This window comes from Leptospira langatensis (genome assembly GCF_004770615.1).
In the GTDB taxonomy this organism is placed as follows: domain Bacteria; phylum Spirochaetota; class Leptospiria; order Leptospirales; family Leptospiraceae; genus Leptospira_B; species Leptospira_B langatensis.
The window spans coordinates 357606-380372 of the sequence record NZ_RQER01000011.1 but is presented as its reverse complement, the minus strand read 5'-3'; the positions used below and the strand labels follow the sequence as shown (position 1 = coordinate 380372).

The 22767-nt window shown below is 44.7% G+C and carries 24 protein-coding genes and 1 riboswitch; of the genes, 15 read left to right on the top strand and 9 right to left on the bottom strand.

Annotated elements, in window-relative coordinates; genetic code table 11:
• Positions 1-3 precede the first annotated feature (3 nt).
• The 3 genes from EHO57_RS17785 to EHO57_RS17775 form a co-directional block, all read right to left on the bottom strand.
• Positions 4-1383 (bottom strand): MBL fold metallo-hydrolase RNA specificity domain-containing protein, encoded by a 1380-nt coding sequence (locus EHO57_RS17785; RefSeq protein WP_135642352.1) that lies wholly within the window; start codon positions 1381-1383, stop codon positions 4-6.
• A 145-nt stretch (positions 1384-1528) separates the two neighbouring features.
• Positions 1529-2263 (bottom strand): LytR/AlgR family response regulator transcription factor, encoded by a 735-nt coding sequence (locus EHO57_RS17780; protein ID WP_135643298.1) that lies wholly within the window; start codon positions 2261-2263, stop codon positions 1529-1531.
• A gap of 21 nt (positions 2264-2284) precedes the next feature.
• Positions 2285-4180 carry a PAS domain S-box protein gene (locus tag EHO57_RS17775; RefSeq protein WP_246050786.1) on the bottom strand — a complete coding sequence of 632 codons (1896 nt, stop codon included), beginning with the start codon at positions 4178-4180 and terminating at the stop codon, positions 2285-2287.
• A gap of 205 nt (positions 4181-4385) precedes the next feature.
• Between EHO57_RS17775 and EHO57_RS17770 the strand changes: the two genes are divergently transcribed.
• The gene (locus tag EHO57_RS17770) at positions 4386-4817 is read left to right on the top strand and encodes an Hsp20/alpha crystallin family protein (RefSeq protein WP_135642350.1); all 432 of its coding nucleotides are present in this window, start codon (positions 4386-4388) and stop codon (positions 4815-4817) included.
• 25 nt (positions 4818-4842) lie between these two features.
• The gene (locus tag EHO57_RS17765) at positions 4843-5397 is read left to right on the top strand and encodes an HdeD family acid-resistance protein (protein WP_246050785.1); all 555 of its coding nucleotides are present in this window, start codon (positions 4843-4845) and stop codon (positions 5395-5397) included.
• Between the two features lie 18 nt (positions 5398-5415).
• Here EHO57_RS17765 and EHO57_RS17760 read toward each other — a convergent pair whose 3' ends face one another.
• From EHO57_RS17760 to EHO57_RS17745, 4 genes are all read right to left on the bottom strand, one after another.
• Positions 5416-5859, bottom strand: a complete 444-nt coding sequence (locus tag EHO57_RS17760) for a DoxX family protein (protein ID WP_135642346.1) — start codon at positions 5857-5859, stop codon at positions 5416-5418.
• A 95-nt stretch (positions 5860-5954) separates the two neighbouring features.
• The gene (locus EHO57_RS17755; RefSeq protein ID WP_135642344.1) at positions 5955-6827 is read right to left on the bottom strand and encodes an AraC family transcriptional regulator; all 873 of its coding nucleotides are present in this window, start codon (positions 6825-6827) and stop codon (positions 5955-5957) included.
• A 48-nt stretch (positions 6828-6875) separates the two neighbouring features.
• The gene (locus EHO57_RS17750; RefSeq protein WP_135642342.1) at positions 6876-7538 is read right to left on the bottom strand and encodes an NAD-dependent epimerase/dehydratase family protein; all 663 of its coding nucleotides are present in this window, start codon (positions 7536-7538) and stop codon (positions 6876-6878) included.
• Positions 7535-8719, bottom strand: a complete 1185-nt coding sequence (locus EHO57_RS17745; RefSeq protein ID WP_135642340.1) for an MBL fold metallo-hydrolase — start codon at positions 8717-8719, stop codon at positions 7535-7537. The genes EHO57_RS17750 and EHO57_RS17745 overlap by 4 nt, the downstream gene beginning before the upstream one ends.
• Positions 8720-8822: 103 nt before the next feature.
• On the opposite strand from EHO57_RS17745, the gene EHO57_RS17740 reads away from it, so the two are divergent.
• The 4 genes from EHO57_RS17740 to EHO57_RS17725 all read left to right on the top strand — a co-directional run bounded on the left by EHO57_RS17740 (position 8823) and on the right by EHO57_RS17725 (position 13044).
• Entirely contained in the window at positions 8823-9362 is a 540-nt protein-coding gene (locus tag EHO57_RS17740; RefSeq protein ID WP_135642338.1) for a TetR/AcrR family transcriptional regulator, read from the top strand.
• A gap of 190 nt (positions 9363-9552) precedes the next feature.
• On the top strand, positions 9553-10320 hold the full coding sequence (locus tag EHO57_RS17735) for an SDR family oxidoreductase (RefSeq protein WP_135642336.1): 768 nt from the start codon (positions 9553-9555) through the stop codon (positions 10318-10320).
• A gap of 35 nt (positions 10321-10355) precedes the next feature.
• Positions 10356-10832, top strand: a complete 477-nt coding sequence (locus EHO57_RS17730; protein WP_135642334.1) for a winged helix-turn-helix transcriptional regulator — start codon at positions 10356-10358, stop codon at positions 10830-10832.
• A 184-nt stretch (positions 10833-11016) separates the two neighbouring features.
• Positions 11017-13044, top strand: coding sequence for a hybrid sensor histidine kinase/response regulator (locus EHO57_RS17725; RefSeq protein ID WP_246050783.1), 2028 nt, complete (start codon positions 11017-11019; stop codon positions 13042-13044).
• Positions 13045-13048: 4 nt separating this feature from the next.
• On the opposite strand, the gene EHO57_RS17720 is transcribed toward EHO57_RS17725, so the two are convergent.
• The gene (locus EHO57_RS17720) at positions 13049-13636 is read right to left on the bottom strand and encodes a Crp/Fnr family transcriptional regulator (RefSeq protein WP_135642332.1); all 588 of its coding nucleotides are present in this window, start codon (positions 13634-13636) and stop codon (positions 13049-13051) included.
• Positions 13637-13840: 204 nt separating this feature from the next.
• Between EHO57_RS17720 and EHO57_RS17715 the strand changes: the two genes are divergently transcribed.
• Both EHO57_RS17715 and EHO57_RS17710 read left to right on the top strand, forming a co-directional pair.
• Positions 13841-14695, top strand: coding sequence for an SDR family NAD(P)-dependent oxidoreductase (locus tag EHO57_RS17715; RefSeq protein ID WP_135642330.1), 855 nt, complete (start codon positions 13841-13843; stop codon positions 14693-14695).
• A complete protein-coding gene (locus EHO57_RS17710; protein ID WP_135642328.1) occupies positions 14692-15684 on the top strand; it encodes a catalase family protein in 993 nt (330 codons plus the stop codon). The genes EHO57_RS17715 and EHO57_RS17710 overlap by 4 nt, the downstream gene beginning before the upstream one ends.
• A 58-nt stretch (positions 15685-15742) precedes the next feature.
• On the opposite strand, the gene EHO57_RS17705 is transcribed toward EHO57_RS17710, so the two are convergent.
• Positions 15743-16588 carry a hypothetical protein gene (locus EHO57_RS17705; RefSeq protein ID WP_135642326.1) on the bottom strand — a complete coding sequence of 282 codons (846 nt, stop codon included), beginning with the start codon at positions 16586-16588 and terminating at the stop codon, positions 15743-15745.
• 253 nt (positions 16589-16841) lie between these two features.
• Positions 16842-17023, top strand: a riboswitch (cobalamin riboswitch).
• Positions 17024-17155: 132 nt separating this feature from the next.
• Between EHO57_RS17705 and EHO57_RS17700 the strand changes: the two genes are divergently transcribed.
• Genes EHO57_RS17700 through cbiE form a run of 7 tightly spaced genes read left to right on the top strand, consistent with a single transcriptional unit; the run spans position 17156 to position 22761 of the window.
• Complete coding sequence (locus EHO57_RS17700; RefSeq protein WP_342776500.1) at positions 17156-17347, top strand: CbtB domain-containing protein; 192 nt, start codon at positions 17156-17158, stop codon at positions 17345-17347.
• Complete coding sequence (locus EHO57_RS17695; RefSeq protein ID WP_167882231.1) at positions 17344-18180, top strand: CbtA family protein; 837 nt, start codon at positions 17344-17346, stop codon at positions 18178-18180. The genes EHO57_RS17700 and EHO57_RS17695 overlap by 4 nt, the downstream gene beginning before the upstream one ends.
• Positions 18177-19370, top strand: a complete 1194-nt coding sequence (locus EHO57_RS17690) for a CbiX/SirB N-terminal domain-containing protein (RefSeq protein ID WP_135642320.1) — start codon at positions 18177-18179, stop codon at positions 19368-19370. Before EHO57_RS17695 ends, EHO57_RS17690 begins: the two co-directional genes overlap by 4 nt.
• 9 nt (positions 19371-19379) lie before the next feature.
• Positions 19380-19754, top strand: coding sequence for a DUF3209 family protein (locus EHO57_RS17685; RefSeq protein WP_135642318.1), 375 nt, complete (start codon positions 19380-19382; stop codon positions 19752-19754).
• A 9-nt stretch (positions 19755-19763) separates the two neighbouring features.
• The gene (locus tag EHO57_RS17680) at positions 19764-20873 is read left to right on the top strand and encodes a cobalt-precorrin-5B (C(1))-methyltransferase (RefSeq protein WP_135642316.1); all 1110 of its coding nucleotides are present in this window, start codon (positions 19764-19766) and stop codon (positions 20871-20873) included.
• The gene (locus EHO57_RS17675) at positions 20870-21538 is read left to right on the top strand and encodes a precorrin-8X methylmutase (protein WP_135642314.1); all 669 of its coding nucleotides are present in this window, start codon (positions 20870-20872) and stop codon (positions 21536-21538) included. Before EHO57_RS17680 ends, EHO57_RS17675 begins: the two co-directional genes overlap by 4 nt.
• Entirely contained in the window at positions 21535-22761 is a 1227-nt protein-coding gene (gene cbiE / locus EHO57_RS17670) for a precorrin-6y C5,15-methyltransferase (decarboxylating) subunit CbiE (protein WP_135642312.1), read from the top strand. Before EHO57_RS17675 ends, cbiE begins: the two co-directional genes overlap by 4 nt.
• Positions 22762-22767 lie beyond the last annotated feature (6 nt).

Genomic DNA, 22767 nt, shown 5'->3' with positions numbered 1-22767 from the left:
TCTTTATACTTCGAACTCCATGATCTCGTTTCTTTCCGGGATTTCGGCTTTCCAGCCGTATCGTTTTTCAATTTTGTCCGCAAGAGTTCGGGATGCGTCCCCCTCTCCATGAACGATAAATAAATGCTCAGGAGACTTTTTTACATTAGAGAGCCAGTCCACCAATTCGGTCTGATCGGCATGCGCGGAGAGTCCGTCTATATTCTGAACGTCGCATCGGACCTCATAGTATTTGCTGCGGATCTTGATCTCCGTCTCTCCGTCGAGTAGTCTTCTTCCTCTGGTAGCGATTGCTTGGTATCCGACGAACAATACGAGGGAATTCGGATCTCCGAGCATATTCTCCATATAGGTAAGTACCCTTCCCCCGGTTGCCATCCCGCTGCCTGCGATCACGATCCGAGGTCCTTTCTTGGTAGCGAGTTTCCTAGTTTCGGACGAATCCGTGACGCAGGTGATATCTTCAGCTATATGAGAGAATTCGGATTCTTTGATCTTATGCCATTCGGATCCATATACATTAAATAATTCTAATACTTTTAGCCCCATAGGAGAATCCATATAGACTGGGATATTTGGGATCTCCCCGCTCTTTCTCATTTTCCAGAGTAGATACATGAGAGATTGGATCCTTTCCACGGCAAAACAAGGGATCACAACGGAGCCACCCGCTTCTGCAGTTTCTCTCACGAGCTGTGCGAGTCTCTTTTCCGGATTTCCCCGATGGATCCGGTTACCGTATGTGGATTCCATAAGAACGATATCCGCTTCTTCGGGTCTTTCCGGAGGAAAAAGAAGAGGGTCTTCTTTTCTTCCTATATCCCCGGAGAATACGATCCTTTTACTCCCGACCTTCAATTCGATGAAGCTGGCCCCGAGAATATGACCGTTGTATCTGAATCTATAGGAGATCCCGTCGCATAGATCGAACCATTGGTTCAATCCTTTACTTTCGAACAATCGTATCGCCTTCTCCGCATCTTCTGAGTCGTAAAGAGGAAGGGCCGGCTTATGCTTGGAGTAGCCTCCTGAATTTGCCATAGAGGCGTCTTCCTCTTGGAGTTTGGCACTATCCTGTAAAATAATATTAGCTATGTCTAATGTTGGTTTTGTCCCAATGATAGGACCATGAAATCCTTTCTTTACTACCCGGGGAAGGTAGCCGCAATGATCCAAATGACCGTGGGTCAATAAGATTGCGTCTATACGGGAAGAATCGAAAGGAGTAGAGCTCCAGTTCAAAAGCCTCAGCTTCTTCTCCCCTTGGAAGAGTCCGCAGTCGATCAGGATGCTTTTTCCGAATGCCTGGAGGAGGTATTTGGACCCGGTAACCGTTCCGGCACCTCCCAAAAACTGTAGGATCATTCGGTTTGTTTCGCTCATTTATATCCTTCCAAACCGACCACCGGATCTCAAAACGGCGATCCGCTGCGGTTTCTTTGAATGTAGCGCCAATTAGAGAAAAGTCAATAGGCGCCGACGGAAGGGGTAAAATGGGAAGGGAAACTGCGGATTTACAGGGTAAAATTCAGAGAAGGTCTTTGATCTTTGCCACGTATTTTCTGCCCACTGGCAATTGGGTCTCGTCCTCGTCCTTGAGATAGACCAGATAATTCCCGGAATTATCACTTTGCATGTGGGACATTTTCTCTATATTAATAATATATTGTTTATAAATCCTTAAAAAACGATTGGGAGGAAGTTTGGTCTCCAAGCTTTTCAGGGACTTATAAGTAACATACTGTCTCTTCTCCGTATGCACCACGCTGAAATTATCCCTGGAAGAGATATAGTTGATATCGTTGTAAGGGATCAGGAAATGATTCTCTTTTTCTAAGACGAACAGGCCGTGCTCGTTAAAAACATTTCCGGCAGGCTTCTCTTCCTTGCGTTGCAGGAATTCGAGAGCACGATCCACTGCCTTAAAGAATCTTTCCTTGGAAAAGGGTTTGAGAAGATAATCTATCGCTCCCAATTCGAATGCATTGATCGCCTTGTCCTGAACCGCAGTAATAAAAACGATATAGGGAGGATTTTCCAATCTCTCCACAATGTCCAGGCCGGAAAGCAAGGGAAGATTGATGTCCAGAAAAACAAGATCGAATTCCTCGGTCTGTAGGTATTCCAAGGCCTCCTCACCGTCCTTTGCAACCTTGGTAAGTTTCAATTCGGGACGGGAGAGACAGTAATTGATCAGTAGATCCCGAGTAGGAGCCTCATCCTCTACGATCAATGCCTTCCATTCTTTCTTTGCGACTGTCATCAGGGACAAATTTTACGGATTCTATTTGGAGGAATAATTGAAGCGTATCGTCACGACCGCCCCACCCTCAGGATGATTTTCGATCTTGACTTCCGATTCGTAAAGATAAAATTTCAATCTCTCCGCTATGTTCGCGATCGTGCGAGAATAAACGTTCTGGGTCTTGAGACCGTTCCCATTATCGCGGATAACGATCTGTGTAGTCCCGCCTTCTACGGTGGCCTTTAGGATGATCTTTCCCTTTCCCCTCTTATCTCGGACACCGTGGATATAGGAATTTTCAACCAGCGGCTGTAAGGTCAAAGGAGGGATTTGACAGTTCCTGAAATCCCCTTCCTTCTCTATCTCCACTTCCAGAAAATCGGAGAATCTCAATTTCAGTAACTGCAGATAATTTTCCGTAAATTTCCATTCTATATCGAAAGGCACTAATAACTTAGAGGCCTGGTCCGTCAAGAACCTGTAATTGTCCGCAAGCATGAGAATGGCCGAATCCGCAAGTTCGGGATTCGTCTGTAAATAAGAATGAATGATACTTAACGTGTTAAACAGGAAATGTGGGCTCATCCTGTCTTGTAACGTCTTCAGGTTATTCTCTGCGTGCCGAGCCTTCTCTTCCGTCTCCTTTCTTTCCGTAATATTGTTCCGGATCGCGAGGAATTGATAGGGCTTTTCATTCTCGTCCAAGATAGGGGAAATAGTAGTGTCTACCCAATAGTATTTTCCGTCCTTAGCTCGGTTCTTGATCTCCCCCTTCCAGATCTTTCCCTTAGAAATGGTTTTCCAGAGTTCATGAAAGAATTCTTTCGGATGATAGCCCGAGTTGATGATCCGATGGTTCTGACCGAGCAGCTCGTCTCTGGAGTATCCGCTGATATCGCAAAAGTTTTGGTTCACATATATGATCTTGCCCTGTCTATCCGTGATTGCCACGATAGAGACCGCATTCAAAGCAGTTTGAAAATCGGAAAGCTCCTTTAAGGAACTCTTTAGTTCCCTTTCGATCTCCTTTGTGCGAGTGATATCCACTCCCACAAACCATTTTCGGGGAAGATATTGAGGAAAACCGGAGGAGACATTGGAGAGAGAGATCAGCTTATCCTTTCCATCCTTAGAGATCAGATTTAATTCCAAATTCTTAAAATCCACATCCAGGACCTTAGAATCCAAACTTATCTTACCTTGGGATTTAAGAGGATACAGTAGATCTGGGAAGGAAAAGGAAGGGTTACCGATCACCTCTTCCGCGGAATAACCTAATACCGTTTCACATTCATGATTCCAAGATATGGTCTTAAAATTCTCATCCACGGAGAAGAACATGATCGGCATATTTTCCAATACGTCTCTCATTCTTTCTTCGTTTTCCTTTATACCGTCTTGGTCCTGTCTTTCTTGCAGTAAGCTTCCCAAATGAAAGGAGATGAGATCGAATAAGGCAGGATAGGGTTCTTCTATCTCCAACTTCTTTTCGGAGAAAAACAAAATGTATCCTACCGTATCTTCTTTTGTTAGAAGAGGAATGCTCAGGATAGATCTTAGATCGGAAGTAAAGGAAGAGAGGGAGGAATGCGGGGAATTATGCCCCATTTCATGCAATAGGCTCCATCTCTTCGCGGAGAAGAGAACGGTGAGATCTCTCGCCTCTTCCGATCTCTTTTTCAAATTTTCTCGAATAAGATCGTCTTCGGTAGAGATCTTTTCGATTTGCCAGCTTGTTTCGAAATGAAAAGCTCCGTTTGCTTCAGATTTCAGCCAAATTTGGGAAAAATCAAAACCACAACCGTTACCTATCCGTTCCTGGACCTTAGAAAGCACACGATCCGCAGGAAGGGAAATCTCTTGGATAGAGAGAAAGAAATCCAGGAAATCGATTAAGACCTGACCTTGCCTTGTCTCGGTTTTGCTTTCGCTCATTTCTTCTTATACAACTCGCAAAATAATTAGGAACACTAAAAGAAACGAAGATAGTTGGAGAAATAAAGAAAACAAGTCAAATTCCAAGCTGATAGCTCAAACCCTGTGAATTCGCCGATCGTCCTTCCATTCTACCGTTTCCCTCTAGTGCAATTGACTTAATCGCACGGATCATTTACAAAATAAGGACAAAAGGAGAAACATTATGAATAGTTTGAGCAAACTTTCGGATAATTCTTCCGGTCTGTCTTCTCTAGATCATTTTTTTCAGACATGGAACGAATTCCTGCACAAGGATAATTTCCGTCACGTCCCGGCAGTCAATGTGATCAAGACCAAAGAAGGCTTCGAAATGGATTTTGCAGTCCCTGGCCTGGATAAAAAGGACATCGATGTGGATATCGAAGGGGACCTATTGACGATCAGCGCTCATAAGAAGAGCGAGACCTCCGAAAAGGATAAAGACTATAGCAAGAGAGAATACAATTATTCTTCTTTTAGCAGATCTTTTACTCTTCCGGATTCCGTCCAAAAGGATAAGATCTCCGCTTCTTACGAGAACGGGGTCCTGAAGCTATCCCTTCCGAAGACCGAAACGGAACAAAAGAAGTCTCCGATCAAGATCGGTGTAAAATAATAAGGAAAATTTAATGTATTTGAATATGAACCAGGAAAATAGGCATTGGTGGTTACACATATTGATCGGAGCGATCTGGTTCGCTGCCGGGATCTCTGTGATACTATTCCCGGTCCAAAGCTATCTAGGCATCGCGTTGGCATTCTCGGTAATATTGATCCTTACCGGAAGCGGCCATCTATTGTTTGCATTCTATAATCGTAAGAACGTAGGATTATTAGGATGGAATTTAGCCTTAGGGATCCTTGATCTTGCCGCCGGTATTTTGCTAACTGTTCATCCCGAAATTACAGTAGCGACGCTTCCTTTCGTTTTTGGGATGCTGCTCATATTCAGATCGGTTTCTTTGATCTCTTTCGCAATCCAGATCCACTCCAGTCAATCCTACCCTTGGGGTTGGGTCTTGTTTTCCGGGATACTGACGTTGGCCTTTGCGGTTCTAATATTATTTTTTCCTTTAATAGGAATACTTACGATAGTATTTTGGACGGGCGTAGGCTTCATGACCTCAGGACTCGGAAATCTTTACTTCGGTTGGAAAGAATTCCAAATAGAAAGAGCTTCCCTCAAGAAGAAATGAGGGAAGCCCCTTAGCATCCTATTTCAATTTTTGAGAGATCAACCAATCTAGCGAGAAAGCTCCCCCTCCTGCAATCAGAAGCACGAAGGCAAGCCCCATCGCTAGAATATGATATTCGATCCCTTCTCCGGATTGAGAACCGAACCAATTCATGAAGAATCCGTTTTGTCTCTGGAAGATGGCCGCACCAAGCATGGTCAATCCGATCCCGAATGCGGAAAGTTTTGTGAATAACCCGAGTATCAATCCGAGCGCCCCGAAGGATTCAGCAAGGATCACTAAGATACCCAGGATAACCGGAATTCCTTGTGAGCTAAAAAAACCCAGGGTTGCGCTCCAACCGTATCCTCCTAACCATCCGAATAATTTTTGGAATCCGTGAGGGATCATGACCAATCCAAGGGTGACCCTTGCCACTGTAAGAATAAAATTGGGTTCTGTGGAAAAGAATTTCTCCAACATGCAAATCTCCTAATATGAGAGAAGAAAAACAATCTCTCGATTCACCAAAGAGAATAGCGACGGATGGAAGAAAGTAAATGGACGGATCGTTTATTTTATTGTGCTTTTCGTTTCAGGTCCCTGAATTGTTCGGGGGAAAGACCGGTCTGGACCTTAAAATAACGACTCAAATACGCGTTATCCGAAAAACAAAGCTCCCTACAGATCTGAGTGATACTCATTTCAGAATGCAACAAGAGCCTTTTGATCTCCAACAAGACCCGATCATGCACTATAGATTTAGCGGATTTTCCCAAAACGGATTGGCAAATCCGATTGAGGGCACTCGGACTCAGGCCAAGTCTCCTGGAATAGAAGGATGTAGCCCTCTCTTGAATAAAATGTTTTTCTAATAGAATCTGGAATTCGGACACCGGCCCATTGTCAGTCAATAGTGGATCGGAGAACTTTTCGTATTCTTTTTTGATCTGTAAAAGGATCAATTGGCTTAAGAAGAAAAGGATCTTTGGTTCGGAACCTTCTTCGAATTCTTGAGAGAGCCTCAGGAAATCCGATACCAATCTAGGGTCCGGTTTCAAAACGATCTTAGGATAACTCTGAGAGAAGGAGAAGAACGGGAAACTCCTGAGTTCACCGGTCCGGTCCGAAATTTCGGAATAGAATTCAGGAGAGATCTTTAAGGCGAATCCTTCTGGTTTATTATGAAATGTCCAAGAATGCACTTGGCCCGGTTTCAAAAAGAATAAGGAGTTCCTCTCTATTTCGAATTTTTGGAAGTCGATGCTATGAGTTCCTTTTCCCTTGAGAAAGAAAAAGATCGCAAAGTACGAATGCCTATGAGAACTATCGTATTCCGTAAAGCTGGGCGGAAGATCCTCCAATCTGCCCGCATAAAAGATCTTTTCCTCTCTAGCCAAGGAAAGATCGGACAAATGAAGGACTGGGACCTTGGGCTTAAACCTGGACATCGAAAGAAAGGATACTACATTTCCTTCGAAATGCAAGCCTAATCCGATCTACTTTTTGGCTAACTCAAGTATATCTCGTACTTCTAATATTCTTTTATCCGTTCCTTTTGTAACGGAGTGGATCATTGCTAGCGCGAGCTCCTGTAATGTGCTAACGCTATCGGGGAATAGTCTCTTTAGGACAGGATAGGTCCAGCTGATGTATTTATAAGCCGAAAGAGTGTTCTTTGCCCCCTTGCTAGGCTGCATATAACCTGGGCGAAAATTGTAAACTCTAGCAAAGGGAAGTTTCTGTAGATCGTTTTCTACCTTGCCTTTCACTCTGGCCCACATGGTCCTCCCCTTCTCCGTGCTATCCGTATGTGCCCCGGAAATATAACAGAAGCTCATCTTAGGATTCTGCTTTGCCAGTATTTCTGCCACATGCATGGTAAGAGTATGGGTCAGCTTGAAATATTCCTCTTCCTTCATTCCGACAGAAGAGACTCCTAAGCAAAAGAAGCAGGCATCGTATCCCTTCAATTCATTTGCGATCGAGCTGATATCCAAGAAATTCGTATGCACGATTTCCTTGATCTTAGGGTGTTGAAACCCAGATGCTTTACGATTTAATAATAGAATACTTTCTATGTCCGGATCTTCCAGACATTCCAAAAGCACTCCTTCTCCCACCATTCCAGTGGCTCCAGTTATGATTACTTTGATTTTCATAATGCTTCATCCTCCTCGGGATCTTCCAATTGCCCTGATACGATCGGATTTTCGTCCCCGGTCCTCCAAGGAAGCTTAGGCCACCAAGAACTATGTTTAGGATCCAGGTCCGGTTCGGTGCTCTCTCCAGGTCTAGGAGTAAGTACGGTGACCTTGAGTTTTTCCGCCTTTGCCATCACCCTCTCGATCGGTTCCGTCCAAGAATGAGAGGCTAACGCAAATAGTCCCCAATGGATCGGAAGCAATCTCTTTCCTTTCAATTGAGTATGTGCGATCACTGCCTGTTCCGGCCCGATATGCCAGTCCGGCCAAGCTTGATCATACTGTCCTGTCTCTATCATCGTCAGATCGAAGGGACCGTATTTTTCTCCGATCTTCTTCATAGCGGGGAATAGACCAGTATCTCCCGAAAAATAGACTCTATGCTTCGGCCCAAGAAGAGCGTAACTTGACCAGAGTTTCTTATCGTTGTCTAAGAGATATCTTCCGGAAGCATGTCTCGCTGGAGTGCTTACTACCTCTAGACCCTTTAGGTGTAAACTTCCCCACCAGTCCATTTCTACGATCTTTTCCTTAGGGACTCCCCAATACTCCAGATTGGCACCCACTCCTAAGGGAACTACAAATTTAGTATTCCATGTTTTTATAATAGAGATCGTTGCAAGATCCAAATGATCATAGTGATCGTGGGATATGAGCACCAAATCGATCTCAGGCAGATCCTTCAGTTCGATCAGAGGAGGATACCAACGTTTCGGCCCAATCCAGCTTATAGGAGAGGTCCTATCTCCCCAGACCGGATCGGTCAGGATACGTAGGCCATCTATCTCGATCAAATTCGTAGAGTGCCCAAGCCAAGTTACCCGCAACCCGCTCTCCGGGAATTTAGAGAATCTTTCTTTTTCTACCGCGACAACCGGGACCGGTTCGGTAGGATTCACATGTGGACTCGGATTTAAAAGGGTTTGGATCGCTTTCCAAGTAAAATTCACAAGGGGTTGCGGATTCACGAATTTCCCCTCTCTCCATTGAGGAGAAGATTGAACCTTCTCCAGTCTCTCTCCTTGCGCCTTCTGTCCGATGCTTTCGCATGTGGAAAAGGTTCCGAGGAGCAAAACTGCGATCCCTGCAAACACGTATCGATTCTTAAATACCCCAAGGGGACTCTGTTTCGGTTTCATTTAGTTTCCTACATTTTGACAAATTTAATATAAATTGTCAATACCATAGACCCTACAAAATTATAGAAGTTGACATTTTTTATAAAATTTGTCAAATCAACTTATGGCCAAGATCCTGAAAACCGTCGGAGACGAGGATAGAAAGAAGGAAATATTGGATGCGGCCCTGTATTGTTTTCTGCAATTCGGATATTCCAAGACTTCTATGGATGATATTGCCAAAAAGGCAGAACTCTCTCGGCCTCTTCTCTACTTGAAATTCAAGAACAAGGAAGATCTATTCGAAAGCATTTTCGATTTTACCTTAGAAGGCCGTTATGTAGAGGCAGACAAGGTATTGAAGGAAAAGCTTCCCCCTAATGAAAAACTCTTTCGTATCTGCGAATTGATCCTTATAGAACCTTGGGCAAAGATAGAAGGTCACCCTAAGACGGACGAATTCTACGAGGCATGTTCCAAACTTTCCCCTAAGAGCACGGAGAAATATGAGAGGCAGATCCGAAAATATGCTCATGCAGTCCTCGGAGATAAGGAGGCGGCGGAAACCTTCTATCTAAGCCTGGAAGGGCTCTCTGCGGATCTTCCCAAACTCAAGACCTTAACGAAGAGAGTGAGGATCCTAGTAGACCGTTTTTCTCGCTAACAACCACGGACATTGTTTCCCAACCCAGTTCGATAAAATCCAGGATTTTCTTAGCCTGAACCGCTAAGCGGACATTTTTTCACTGTTCTCTTCCAAAAACATTCCATTTTTTTGGTTTTTTTATTAAACCAGTTTGTCCAACCTATAAGTGGTTTCATTATTAAACCAAAACGGCTCAGGAGAAAATAAAATGAGATTCAAGGACAAGAAGGTTTTGATTACCGGAGGAAATAGCGGCATAGGATTCGTTACCGCTAAGCTAATGATACAAGAAGGCGCAAAAGTAGCGATCACAGGTAGGGACCAGAATACACTGGATTCCGCTCAGATAGAATTAGGAGAGAATGCGATCGCAATCAAAGCGGATATTCTCGATCCGAAAGAAAGGGAGAATGCCATCCGGATCATCCAAGAAAAGTTTGGAGAACTAGACGCACTCTTTGCAAATGCAGGGATCATAAAACCAAGTCCTCTAGGAGCTACCTCGGAAGAAGATTTCAACCAAGTATTGCACACAAATCTCACTGGGGCCTTCTTCACTGTGCAAGCGGCCCTTCCCTTATTAAAGAAGGGATCTTCGGTAGTCTTGAATGGTTCCGTGATGAGCGTCATAGGATCCGGAGGAAGCTCCGCTTATGCAGCAAGCAAAGCCGGTGTTAGGGCAATGTCTAGAGTGCTCGCCACTGAACTTGGCTCCAAAGGAATTCGAGTGAACGTTGTAGTACCAGGAGCAACCAAAACCCCGATCTGGGGACAAGAAACTCCAGCAACCCAAGCAAGACTGCAAGCAATCACTCGCTCCATTCCCATGGCAAGAATAGGTGAACCGGAGGAGATCGCAAAAGCCGTCTTATTTTTAGCTTCCGACGATTCTTCCTATATCCAAGGGACAGAGTTGGTTGTGGACGGAGGCGCCACAGGTTCTTCTGCGGGAGCGCCTATTTATCTTGGCAAATAAAAGGAATTCGTAAATATAATGTATGAGGAGGGACCATGAAACGCAAAAGCTTAGAAGATGAATCTTGCCCAATCGCAAGATCTCTGGGTGAGATCGGAGAATGGTGGTCTCTTCTCATCATACGTGATTCTTTCCTGGGTAAAAAGAGATTCGGAGAATTTGAAAAGAGCCTAGGTCTTGCAAAGAATATACTTAGCGCGAGACTACAGAGTCTAGTCAATCATGGGGTCTTGGAGATCTCTCCTGCCTCGGATGGAAGTGCCTACCAAGAATACAATCTGTCCGCAAAGGGAAAGAAGCTCTTTCCGATACTAGTTGCCTTACGCCAATGGGGAGAATCCTGTCTATTTGATGAGTCAGGTCCAGAGCAGATACTGGTAGATAAGAAATTCGGAAAGAAGATCAAGCCGATAGAGATCAGATCCCAGGACGGAAGGCTTCTGCGTGCAGACGATGTCCGGATCGAATTCTTAACCCCCAAAGCAAAGAAGAAGTCCTCAAGCAAGAAATAATCCTACTTCCTCTTTCCGAACGCATTTCACAACGATCGTATGATCTCTAAAGAAGTTAACTGCTTCTTAGCAAGAGATCTTTTCTCTATAACTTTGCATTAGACTCTCTTTCCAGAACATTAGATCGCAAGAAAGCATCCTTTTGGGTCCAAAATTTATTAACAATGGTTAAGAAGTGAAGCATATGGGAATCTGTCGTATAAATATAGAATACGAGTTAGGATCTTCCATGAAAGAGGATGAGGAAATGCAAGATTGCAAAGAGAATCCGAACAGTTTAGATCACCTTTCTTTATATAGTGAAACGGATACAACCGGCAAAGTAAAATGGAACGACTGGTTTTGCCAAGTGTCACACTTTAAGAATATCATCCGGCATTCCTCGGATGGATATGCAATTATCTCTTTAGAAGGAAAATATATCAGCGTGAATCCCGGGCTCAGCAGGATCCTAGGATATACAGAAAAAGAATTTCAGGATCTAAATTACCAATCTCTTACTCATCCGAATGATCTTGGATCCGATCTGGATTCTGTCCAGGCTCTTATGGCAGGAGATGGTTCCTCTCTCAGAAGAGAGAAAAGATACAAACACAAGAATGGGCAATATGTCTGGATCCAATTGGATCTAACCCTGATCCGTGATGAGGAAGGTTTTCCTCAGTATTTTGCAGCCCAACTGCAAGAGATCTCGGAGAGAAAACGCTCGGAAAAGGCATTAAAGGAAAGCGAGGAGAAATTTCGCCAATTGTCGGAAACCATTGACGAAGCGTTTTGGATGAAAGACGCAGAAACGCAAAAGCTATTATACGTTAGTCCTGCTTATGAAAGGATCTGGGGAAGGTCTATGGACAGTCTATTCGAGAATCCCGATTCTTGGCTAAACTCGGTGCATCCTGACGACCTACATCTAGCTCTGCAAACCATCCCTAAGAAAAAGGAAGATGGGAATAAGAACGAGAAGTTCCGGATCCGATTGGATGATGGTGCGGAGCGTTGGATACGACTTCGCACATTTCCGGTATTCGGCGCAGATGGTAGCTTTGAAAGAATCTTAGGTGTAGCGAGAGACGTTACCCAACAGCATGAGCTGGAAAGGCAATTGGCTCATTCCCAAAGAATGGAATCCATCGGCTCGCTTGCAGGAGGAGTCGCTCACGATTTCAATAATATACTTACAGTGATTCTAGGTTTCTCCTCCCTACTGGAAAGGAACAGAGAGAATCCGGAAAAGATCCTACAATCCGTTGAGGTCATCCGAAAGACTGCGGAAAGAGGAACATCTTTAGTAAGGCAACTCTTAACTTTGGCAAGAAAGGTAGAGTCCTTCTTTCGGCCGATTGCTTTGAACGATCTGATCTCGGAAGCATTGAATATTGCCAAGTCCACATTCCCGAAATCCATCTCTATCGATTCGGATATACCTCTTGGCCTGATCAAGATCAACGCCGATTACACCCAGATCCATCAGATCTTTTTAAATCTCATCCTGAATGCAAAAGACGCTATGCCTACAGGAGGAAATATTTCGGTAAGCCTCCGGACTGCCGAAGATCCACTTTCCGAAAAAGGGTCCAAGATGGCTTTATTGGAAGTTAAGGACAATGGGACGGGGATGGACGAAGAGACCAAGCGTAAGATCTTCGACCCATTCTTCACCACAAAGGAACCGGGAAAAGGTACAGGCTTAGGTTTGGCCCTTGTCTATAGTATTTTAGAAAATCATAAAGGAAGAATTACTGTGGAAAGCTCTCTTGGGCAGGGAACAAAGTTTACCGTTTATTTACCGGTGCTTTCCGAAAGTAAAAAAGAGGACCCATTCTTTGAAACTTCCCCTAAAGACGAGAAGAAGGATACGAGAACTGTGCTTCTTATTGAAGACGAGGAGATGATACGTATTCCCCTTGCCGGTTATCTCTCCGAGTTCGGACATAAACTATACGTAGCTCAAGACGGAGAAGAAGGAATTGCGGCATATTCCCAGCACAAGGAGGATATAGACGTTGTGATCTGCGATCTAAATCTTCCTAAAGCGAACGGGCTCGAGGTGCTCCGGAAGATCCGGGCTCAGGATCGGAACCTTCCCCTCTTCCTTGCCAGCGGCTATATAGATCCGAAGATAAAAGCGGATCTAGAAGAAATAGGGATCAAATGCATTATCCAAAAACCGTATCATTTTGAATCTATTCTCAAGAAAATTCAAAATATATAATATTCTAGCTATGCTCCTTCCAAACCCGATTTCGGATCCTACTTAAGGAAACGGGAGTGATGCCCAGATAGGATGCAATATAATGCTGAGGGATCCGACTTACTATGTCAGGCTGTTGCTTGATCAGGTTCAGATATCTCTCTTCGGGACTGTCCCTGATCCGGGAAAGAAAAAGTCCTAAGTAATTCTCAAACCGTTCTAAGGTAAATTCCAGTAGGATCTCTTTTAGCCCTTCATTCTCCTTATATAGAGTGGTCGCATCTTCTTCTGTGATATAATAGATCTCGGAAGGCTCTATACTCTCCAAACCGAAACGACTTTCCTTATGGGTTCCCCGATAACTATGAATAGAAGTCACCGCACGGTTCGCGAAAATGAAAGCGATGGTGATATCCCTTCCATTATCATCGAACTTTATGCGAAGACATCCGTTCCTGACTATGAATATAGTCTTCGCATACTCTCCTTCCTTGAATAGGACCGTTTTAGCAGGCACCTTTCTCTCTCTAAGCATATGCTTATAACGATCCCAATTCTTTTCCAAATTCGGGATCCTCTTCTTTATCTGCTGTATGAGAGGAAGGTCAGACATAAAACTAAAACCGAGCTTATCGTAAGCATGGGATGGAAAAGGCAAGATATGTTTTGTCTCAGGTTTGATTTGCTTCCGTTTTTCCGAAAAAAGAGCCGGAAACTATCCATATAACATGTTCTTGCGAAAGTTTACGATTGATGAGATTTCGAAAAATGAGAATCCTGCCCTGTTCGAAAGATCAGTGAGAGAATTCTTTAATCTATGTCCAAATACTACCAAGGCAAAAAAGTTTTTATTACAGGCGGTTCCGCAGGGATAGGAAAAGGGATCGCGATCGCACTGGCAAAGTCCGGTGCCAGCGTGATGATCTGTGCTAGAGGCAAATCCAATCTAGATGCGACAGTAAAGGAATTAAAGTCCGTCGGATCTCCGGGAGCCGTTTTCGATTATGTTGTCTTGGATGTTTCCGATAAGAAGCAAGTCCAAGCTGCAGCGAAGAAGGTATTAAAGACCCTAGGAGGTTTGGATGTACTGATCTGCAATAGCGGTTATGCGCAAGCAGGAGAAGCTTCCGATCTTCAAGACCACGCGTTTAGAAAGCTAATGGACGTGAACTTCTTCGGACACTTGAATGTGGCTCTTGCCTTTCAAGATCATTTCAGGGCCCAAGGAAAAGGGGATATTATATTTTTAGCATCCACCTTAGCGATATTCTCCGTTTACGGATATGGAGCCTACTCCGCGAGTAAGTTCGCTATTTCCGGATTCGCACAAGCCTTCCGACAAGAAATGATGCTCCATAACGTAAAAGTAAAATTATTCCTACCACCTACTACGAACACTCCCGGATTAGAAAAAGAGAACGAAGACAAGCCCCCTATCAGTAAAGAGATGGAAATGGGTTCTTCTTTGAACAAAGTGCATTCGATCGAAAGTGTTTCTAAGGCAATACTGAAATGGATCCCGAATAGGAAATTCTTCGGATATACCGGCTGGGATTCTTGGCTGCAATATTCCTTATTCAAACATTTTCCGGAGTTTACCCTGAAAATTGCCGATTCCGAACTGAAAGCGGCGCAAGCCAGATTAAAAAAGAAGAATGGGAGCCTAAAATGAAACCGATCAGCAAGAACTGGAAGGAAGATATAGCCGCTAACGAGGAAGAACGTTATGCGGGATATGTAAAGAAGTTCCAAGCCATACAAAAAGTAAATTCGGCAAAATTCGGAAAAGGACGCACTTTGCATAGAAAGCAATTGTTGGGGATCAAGGCCCAACTGGAAGTCTTGTCGGACTTGCCGGAACACGCCAAACAAGGACTATTCTCCAAACCGGGGCGCTACGAGACTTGGATCCGTCTCTCTAGCGGAAGCATGAAGCTACAATCAGACCGGATCGGAGACATCCGAGGATTCGCACTTAAGGTCAGCGGAGTATCCGGCCCAAGTGCATTACGAAATGGAAATACATCCTTCCAGGATTTTTTGCTCATCAACCTAGAGGCTTTCTCTTCTCCTAAAAGCGATGAATTTGTCGGGATCGTCGTCGCCGCGGCAAACGGAGGAGGAGCCTTACTCAAATATCTATTTAAGACTTACGGATTCTTTGGAGCGCTCGCAAAGATCAAAAAGGCAGGCGCCAGTTTCAATAAGCCTTTCAGCGGATTTGCAACCGAGAAGTTCTTTAGTGCCGCACCGATCTCTTTCGGTGCGTATGCGGGAAGGCTCCGCCTTCTGCCTCCCAAGGAAGAGAAGATCGAAAAGAATGCATCTAAAGACTGGGGAGAGGATATGAAATCCAGGCTCCAAAAGGGATCCTTAACTTACGAACTCCAGGCACAATTCTTTGCGGACGAGAAGACGACTCCGATCGAAGATGCATCCGTAAATTGGCCGGAATCAGAGGCACCCTATCTTACGATCGCAAAACTCATCCTTCCGAAACAAGACCTGAATTCCGCAGATGGGGAATCTTTTCAGAAAAAGGTGGAAGAGACTATTTTCGATCCTTGGGAAGCCCTCTTGGAGCATAAGCCTTTAGGAGATGTGATGAGAGCCAGAAAGCATGTCTACTTTGCCAGCCAAAAAGGACGCGGAGCCGTTTGAGACGCAAGGGGAAGTATATCTTATTTTTATCATATACTTCCCCGAAAGAAACAGTAGATCAGATCTCTTTCGCTAATCCCTGGAAACATTCGGAAAGGACAGCTTCAACCGAGTAGGTTTCTTGTCCGATCTTTATTTCGTTCTTACGGATCGGCAGCCCTTTGCCGATCACAAGGGAATCTACAGTGGATCCTTTAGACAAAAGCCAATCGGTAAGCAACCAATCGCTCGGATACTCCGTAAGAATACGCTTTTGGCAGCGGAAGGATTCTAATTTAGAACCGCTCTCTTTCAAGAAAAGACTGACTCGAATGGAAGAATCCAAGATCCGATGTCCTTTGGTGGAGTCAGGAACGATCCCCGCCCTACTAAACGCGGGTGGAATATTCTGAAAAAATAAATAAACGATCAGCTCTCCCTCCTCGCCATCTTTTCCAGAAAACGAAAAAGGCAACTTCTTCTGTTTTGAAGAGTTCGTCGCTGTCGTTGCGAGTTTTTCTAGATTAAAAGCATCCAGTCCGAGAAAAGCGGAAAACTCAGGAGGTTGGATCGGAGGTGCGGCCTGCGTCTCTCCTTTATTCGCTTTCAATACATTGCTTAAATTCTTTAACTCAGGCTTATCTACGTAGATTACTTTTAATTTGCTCTCAAAAGCTTCTTCTGAGACGTCCTGATCAAAACTAGGTATCATCCCCAAAGCGACGAGTCTTACCTTCCAGGGTTTCTTTGTTTGTTTATCATTCTTTGCATATGCTTTGATCGCATTTCCGGTAACAGAATGGAATTTTACTTCGTTATCTGCAAACTCGCGTTGGTTAGATTGGTCCACTACTTGGCAATTCGTTAATATATAAAGAATCGCTCCAACCACTGCAAGAAACGTTACCCTATTTTCTCTGTGCATCTTTCACATCCTTTCGGCCGCACTCTGCCGTAGCGAGCCGGTCACAAACTATAATACAGAATAACGTATAATGAAAATAGAATAAAGGGAGAACAAGGGAAAAAATGAAGCGAAAATCTTGATATTTATCGGCCAGCCCGAAGTCTCCCTGATCTTAGATCATGTCCTTCCGGCATTCCTTGGTCTTTAATTTTAAGGGCCAAGGACTAAAAAAATGCTATACAATCATTCAAACGAAATTAAATCCTGGAATCTCAGTCTATTTTTGTAGGATCATAGATGTCCATGCATCTATGGGAAGACGGTGCAAATCCGTCACGGTACCCGCCGCTGTAAGAGGGACGAAAGGCACACGATGTCACTGGGTTCATACCTGGGAAGACGTGTCGAGTAGGTCGATCTCAAGTCAGAAAACGCCTCACAAAGATCCTGAAGTATGTATCCAGTCTCGGATGTAAGACGGATGCGTAGCTAAATTAATTTTGTTTTAACATAGCGAACCGACGGTTAGTTGCGTCATATTCGCATTTCGTCTGTTTCGTGTTAGGTGATCATCTCTTAGGAGGGATGTATATGCGCGCGATTTCCGTTTCAGGAGTCTCGTCCGTTGCCGTCAGGTCATGGATCGCGACTTCCTTAGCCTTGGTTTTGGCATTCTCTGCTCTTTCCATCGTCTATTTCGTTGGCTTGGAACCTATGCTGTATCTGCACGATGCTTTCCATGATATAAGGCATTCTACCGGATTTCCATGCCATTGAGATCGAATCTTGCAGAGGTCACTTGGATAGGCATACTATCCGGAATAGTCTCCGGCTTCTTTTTGGGGATCTTGATCTTTCTTTTGAATTCTCCTTTCATCTTAGAAGCGGAGAAGTTTGAGACGCAAACTTCTCCCTTAAAAACGCATGTAGATGCTGATCTAAATGTGCATGGGCAAAGTCAACATACTCATTCTCATACAAACGGACCTCATACCTCAAATACTTTAGATAAATTTAAATTACAAGATGAGGCCTATATTCTTTCCAAAAGGAATCTCTGGACCATTTTCGGTTCTATCCTTTTAGGGATCGGATTCGGGATCCTCTGCGCTCTCTGGACCCATTTTCTTCCTCCTTTTTCGGTAGAAGGAAAAGAGAGTCTCTTAAAAGTCCTTTTAAATTCGATCCTATTTGCAGTTTCAGGATTTCTAATATTCTTCGGGATCCCAGCGATGGGGCTACCGCCTGAACTCCCCGGAAGATTAGCGGGGGAAGCGGATTATGGGGCCAGACAGACTTGGTGGTATTTCTGCGTACTCTCTTGTTCTTGCGGATTTGCATTCTTTTCAGGACTTCTTGCGTATTCTAAACGCGGAGAAGTCTGGAAATGGGGATTGGGATTGGCAGTCCTCTTTGCGAGCATCTCCCTTCCCTTTCTATCTGGAGCTCCTATTCTTTCGGAAGAATCCATTACTCCCTTGGACCTTCGGTCCAAATTCGAAACGATCTCTTGGATCGTGAACTTTCTCTTTTGGTTGGTTCTATCTCTTTGCTTCTTCCTATTACAAAGAAAGAGATCCCTCCCAATAAGCGATCTAGGGCGAGCATGAATCATACTTCTCCGGGCATCTTGGTATTAGGACATGGAAGCAGGGAAGAGAATTCGAATCAGGAATTCATCTCTCTGGTTGACTCCTATGCGCAAACCAAACCTCAATGGAAGATCAGCCATGCATTCGTTGAATTAGCGAAGCCCGACCTGGAGTCCTCGCTCCGGGATTTATCAAAAGAACATTCTAATATTATAATATTTCCTTTATTTCTATTCACTTCGGGCCATATCAAGAACGATATTCCGATCGTTTTGGACAGAATTCGAGCCGAGTTCCCGGAACATTCCTTTAAGATCGCAAATAGCCTGGGAGTCCATTCCAATCTGATCGACCTGATGAGAAGAAGGAGCCATTCCCTTCTTTCAATTTCTCCCGAGCAAGAAGCGAAAACCGGAGTGATCCTGGTCAATCGCGGTTCTTCCGATCCCGATGCGAATAGCGATTTTTATAAATTGGTCCGTCTCTTTCAGGAAGGGAATTCCTTCTCCTTCGTTCTTCCTTCTTTCATAGGAATCACGAGTCCCCTTCTTCCGGAAACGTTGGAGATGGCGGCTAAACTGAGACCTGAGAGACTTTTGGTGCTTCCGTATTTCCTTTTCGGGGGAAGGTTGATCCAAAAGATACAAGAGCTCGTCCAAGACTTCTCTCGGAAGTTCCCTTGGATCAAGACGGAACTTTCCGATTACATAGGGCCTGATCCGGATCTTTTTTTCGTAATGAACGAAAGGATCCATGACGCGATCTCCGGAAGATCTTCCCTTCCCTGTGATACTTGCGAGTATAGATCTCAGCTTCCCGGACTCTCGAATAAGGTCGGCGGATTGAAAGCGCTTCTCTGGAGCATCCGTCATTTAGAAACGCATAACCAAGCTGCTCCGCACGAATTCCCGCATCGTAATTTAAAGAAACATGTTTTTGTTTGCGACAGTATTGATTGCGCTAACAAGGGAAGTTCCTCTCTCGTCTCAAAAATGAGATCCATCCTAAAGGAAAAGGGAAAAAACAAGGACTTTAAAATATCAAGATCTTCTTGTATGGGAAGGTGCGGAGAAGGCCCCGCTGTGGTCGTCTACCCGGACGGTGTATGGTACCAAAGAGTGAACCAAGAAGACGCCGAAGATCTAGTCAACGAACATTTATTACAAGACCGACTCGTATCCAGGTTGGTCGACAATATTATGCAATAGGAATATAGTATGGCATGCCATGAAATAGCTGCACTTAGGATCGGGATGATGAATGTCCTAGGGATCAAGGACCAATCCGTGATTGAACATGAAAAGAACGAAATAGGCCCTGAGGCTCTCTCTCATCCGGGACCTATCCTTTCTCTTACAAGTGCGAATAATTTCGAGGACCTGATCCGATTCTTCGAAGCAAGTCTTACGGATCTGGAACAAAAGATCTCCGCGCTACAATCCGGAGATCCGAAGATCCCTTATTACACTTCTCTCTTGATCCTTACCAAGAAAGTGGAATTGGATCTGAAGAACTCCGCCCAATCCTTCAAGACATTGTATTTAGATCTGGAAGAGATGCACGACCTTGTGCACGAGATCTATCCGGCTTAGGACCATCCGATGGCGGCAAAGGAATTAAGAGAAGGATTTACTACCGGAGCCTGCTCGGCGGCGGCCGCAAAAGCTGCGACTCGGATCCTTCTTCTCCGCCAACCTATAAAAGAGATAGAGACTACCCTTCCAAATAAGAAAAAAGTAATATTCGAATTGAAACGTTGCGAATTCACAGAGGACGGAGCCATCTGCAGTATCATCAAGGACGCGGGAGACGATCCGGACTGTACTCACGGTGCGGAGCTTACTGCCGAAGTCCGCTTAAACACAGAGAACCAGATCGTCCTGAAAGGAGGAGAAGGAGTGGCTGTGGTGACTAAGGCAGGCCTCGGACTGGAAATTGGAGAACCCGCCATCAATCCCGTCCCAAGAAAGAATATCACAGAAATGATCTTAGAAGAATTGATCGGCTCCGCTTTCTCCGGAGCGGAGGTAGTGATCAGCGTGCCTGGCGGCCAAGAGATGGCCAAGAAGACGATGAACGAAAGATTGGGATTGATCGGCGGGATCTCTATCCTAGGGACTACCGGGATCGTTAAGCCCTACTCGACTGCGGCATATAAAGCAAGTGTAATACAAGCGATCCAAGTTGCGAGAGAATACGGCGAACATCGGATCATTCTCACCACCGGAGGCAAATCGGAGAAATTCGCTATGGACCTCTTGCCGGAGATCAATGAGGTCGCTTTCATACAAGTCGGCGATTTTATCGGGACTGGGATCAAGACTGCAATTAAGGAAAGTATGGATCATGTGATCGTCGTGGGGATGATCGGTAAACTTTCAAAGATGGCGGACGGAGTTATGATGACACATAGAGGAGGTTCCTCCGTCAACACCAAGATGCTTGCAAGGATCGCAAGATCCATAGATATGCCCGAATTCCTCTGTAATGAAATAGAGGAAGCGAATACCGCAAGACATGTATTAGATCTTTGTAAAGAAGCTGGTTTCTTCCATATTACGACTAAGATCTGCGAGATCGTATCACATAACTGCTCCAAGCACGGTTTAGGATTAAGAGTGTCCACTTATATGGTGGACTTCGACGGAACACTTCTTGGCAAATTCGAAGCCCCGGAAGGTTGGGGAATCAAAGAGGAAATTTCAGAATGAGCGATATGCGCCAAATGACTTCCCTAGGAAGGGAAATTGAAAACAATTCCTTCTCCATCATTGATGAGGAAGCGGGAACACATTCGCATCCTCCCAAGGAATGGGAAGTGGTCCGAAGGATCATCCATGCTACTGCGGACTTCGAGTATAGGGATCTAACTAAGATACATCCGAATGCGATCTCTGACGGAATTCAGGCGCTACGGAATGGATGCTCCATTATCTGCGACGTGCAAATGATCCTGGCCGGATTGAATACGGAGCGTCTAAACACGTATGGTTGTCGGACCTATAGTTTTATCAGCGATCCGGATGTGATCCAAAAGGCGAAAGAATCCAACTCTACTCGTGCGATAGAATCCATGAGAAAAGCGCATAACTCGCACCTCTTAGAAGGAAGTATTATTGCAATCGGAAACGCTCCGACAGCTCTCCTGGAGATCGTTCGGTTAGTCCAAGAAGAAGGAGCTAGACCCTCCTTGGTCATAGGGGTTCCCGTAGGATTCGTATCCGCAGCAGAATCCAAAGAAGCATTATTAGATCCTAAATTCCAAAATTTGCATACTATCCCCTATATTTTGACCCAAGGGAGAAAAGGAGGAAGTACGATCGCGGTTTCTATCATCCATGCTCTTTTACTTCTGTCCGCAAAGGAGAATCCATGAAGGCAGTTACAGTAGTAGGAATAGGAGACGACGGTTGCGTCGGACTTTCCAGCAAGGCAATGGGAGCAGTCGCAAGAGCGAGAGTCCTTGCGGGTGGAGAAAGGCATTTAGACTTCTTCCCTCAATTTGATGGGGAAAGGATCGTAATTAAAGGTGATCTACTCAAAAGTGCAGATCGGATCGCAGAATTGTCCGCAGAGCATACTGTTTGTGTTCTTGCTTCCGGAGACCCGTTATTCTTCGGAATCGGTACTTTAATTATCCGTAAAGTAGGAAAAGAGCATGTGGAATTCATCCCGGCCCCAAGTTCCATTCAAAATGCTTTCTCCAGGATAGGAGTCAAATGGGACGATGCGGAAATCCTTTCCTTTCATGGTAGACCGATCAAGGGGCTTATCACAAAGCTCCAAACTCTCAGCAAGCTCGCCTGCTTGACAGACGATTCAAACTCTCCATCCAAGATCGCAAAGTATCTGTTGAGCTACGGGGAGTCCGACTGGAGAGTATTCGTCTGCGAAAACCTTTGCGGAAAGGAAGAAAGGATCAGAGAGTTCACAGTAGAAGAACTTTCCGAGACCGAAGGTATCTCCGATCTGAATGTGCTCATCCTTCTTCGAAAGAACCCTGATTGGAGACCGACTCCCCTCCTTCCTTTTCAAGGAGAGGATGAGTATGCGAAACGACTTCCTAAAAAGGGACTGATCACTAAAAAAGAAGTTCGGATCCTCTCCCTCTCCGCCCTGGAACTTCGTCCCGATTCTGTCGTATGGGACATCGGAGCGGGATCGGGAGCGGTCTCGATTGAGGCCGCCAAGATAGCAAGAGAAGGAAGAGTCCATGCAATAGAGATCGATCCGGAAGGGATCGAGATCTGCGAACAAAATATACTATCCCACAAGGCAGATAACGTTTCCATCATCCACGGAAGAGCCCCCGAGGCATTAGAGGGACTAGAAGAGCCAGACGCTGTATTCATAGGGGGATCTAAAGGGAGCCTGAACGAGATCATTCATTTCTCTCTTGCTAGATTAAAGACCGGAGGCTGCTTAGTGGTAAATGCGATCACTTTGGATAATGTATCCGAAGCCTACCAAATATTCCGGGAATTAGGATATCTTCCCGAAGTCACCCTAGTCCAGATCTCCAGAGGGCAAAAACTCGCAGATTATCTTCGTTATGAAGCTCTAAACCCGATCCATATATTCAAAATAAGGAAATTATAATACCTG